3 protein-coding genes are annotated in these 2175 nt (G+C 42.0%); all 3 read right to left on the bottom strand.

All coding sequences use genetic code 11. The features are described 5' to 3' along the window. Positions 1–145: 145 nt before the first annotated feature. Positions 146–967, bottom strand: coding sequence for a HupE/UreJ family protein (locus A3735_RS19830; RefSeq protein WP_068633491.1), 822 nt, complete (start codon positions 965–967; stop codon positions 146–148). A 49-nt stretch (positions 968–1016) separates the two neighbouring features. Continuing rightward, positions 1017–1433 (bottom strand): hypothetical protein, encoded by a 417-nt coding sequence (locus tag A3735_RS19835; protein WP_068634087.1) that lies wholly within the window; start codon positions 1431–1433, stop codon positions 1017–1019. 172 nt (positions 1434–1605) lie between these two features. Further along, positions 1606–2175 (bottom strand): cytochrome c (locus A3735_RS31170; protein ID WP_197485947.1); only part of this gene is annotated, 570 nt, incomplete at its 5' end.

Below are 2175 nucleotides of genomic sequence, written 5' to 3' on the forward strand. Positions count from 1 at the left end.
ACTAGTGATAGGTTTATGTTGATGCCCGTGGGAATGACCACTTCCTGGTCCTGCCAATGCAGTTTGCCCGAATAGAAACATAACTAAGATCAATGGAGCGCTAATTAAGTATTTCATAAATATTCCTCTTTAAATTATTGTCGTTTTAGTCAATTGAGTCGTGAGAAGTTCTCGGTCTTTGATTCGTCATTTCGCTCTCTATTTCACTCTCCATGTCACTAGACATTTTCTCGTGTTCATGTAGATGGTTGTCGGTGCTAAAGCCGAAATCATCTGGGTGGGAGGTGTGCGAGTATCCATGCAATTGCTGCAACAGCAGCAAAACACCAAGCGATATTAGAAAAACATTCGCTGCATTACTGAAGTTTTTAAATGACTTGGTTTTGCGCCAAATAGCCAATAAACCAAGCATGACAGTCAATGCGGCAATTTGACCAAGTTCTACACCTAAGTTGAACGAAAGAATTTTAAGCACTAACCCTTCTTCAGATAACGGGAGCATTTGTAGGCGGGTTGAAAGACCAAAGCCATGAATCAAACCAAAAACGAAGACAATCAAAAGCAGATTCGGAGAAGCGATGTTTAAATACTTCTTAAACCCACCCAGATTATCAAAACCTTTGTATATGACGGTCAACGCAATGACTGCATCTACAAGATAGTAATTTGCTTGGATCTGATAAAGCGTTGCAAAAAGCAGCGTGATCGAATGACCAATTGTAAAAGCAGTGACAAACTTAACAATGTCATTAAATCGAGTCAGAAAGAAAACAACCCCAAAAAGAAAGAGTAAATGGTCATAACCGGTGACCATGTGGCTTGCGCCTAACTCAATAAAATCCCAGTTAGTTGCTTCTAAGGCTTTTGCCTTATCTGCTTCGGACATGCCATGCCCGAAAACGACGCTACAGATAAAATAGAAACCAACGGCGATGGGCCATCGGCATTTTTTAAATACGGATAACATTATTTACCTCAATAATAAGTTCTAGCTTACGCTAGTAAAATTTTATGTTTTAAACGAGAGAGGGAAATAATTTTGGCGGTGCTCTAGCCTTAACATTAGAGCGAAAATGGAAGCTGCGATATGCAAAGGACTTGTCAAAATAGAACTGAGTGACGTTTTTCTGTTCATCGCACGAAAAACTAGTGACTAAGACTGCTTGAGGCTCTAGGTCATTGAGCCACTTTACATATTTAACGATCCAGTCTTGGCTTAGCTCGACGACCTGGTTCGTGTGACTATTTTGATCAAAAGCATCAGCATGATGAGACGCAACATTGTGCGAATGTGCTACTTGTGCGTGGGAATGGCCCGCCCCGTCATGATTATGGCTGGATGCCAAATGAATATGCGCCGAAGCAGACTGCATTGTCAGAAATGCAATCGCTAAGAAAAGTTGCCAGATTTTGCTTGTCAAAATAGTGCGCATGAACGAGCCACATATTTGGGATCAATGGATTATAATGACGGATTCATTTCGATACTATCAATTATTCATGAAGGAATATTTAAAAATAAACGTAGTAAGAGATAATATTCATACCAAAAGAGAGGGTCAGCCTCAAGGAGAAGTCTTCCGTACTATCAGGCACCAAAGGCTTCTAAGGTGTTAATAAATATTGTGCGACAGCCTTTAAGTCGTTCCAGCTCATGTATCCGGTGCTATGCTCTACTACCTCACTCATACTGCCGCCAAACACATCGCCATCATGTTTGATTCCGGTCTGTAAGGCGTAGGCAAGATCATCCTCAGTCCAGCCATTTTCCTTTAGATTAGCCGCCGTGATAGCAGGAACCTTATTGTTGTTAGCATCATAACCACCAGCAAAAGTCTCTTGACTGTTCAAAGCGCCAAAAAGATTCCTTGGTGTATGGCAAGCGCCGCAGTGTGCGGCTACCTCAACCAGGAATTTTCCTCGATTGAGCTGATCGACTGACGCTGAATTCGCCACTGAAGCAGATGGGCTAAAAAACATGGCTCGCCATAGCTTTAAACCTTCACGAAAATTGAATGGAAACCTTATAGACTGCTCGGGGTCTGGTTCAGCGACTGGCGGTACGGTTTGAAACGCCACCCATAAATCGGCTACATCTTGATCAGAAAACTTCTCGTAAAACGTGTATGGAAAAGCCGGATAATACGGCTTTCCTTCAGGTGAAATACCTTCTCT

The organism is Oleiphilus sp. HI0061 (genome assembly GCF_001635675.1).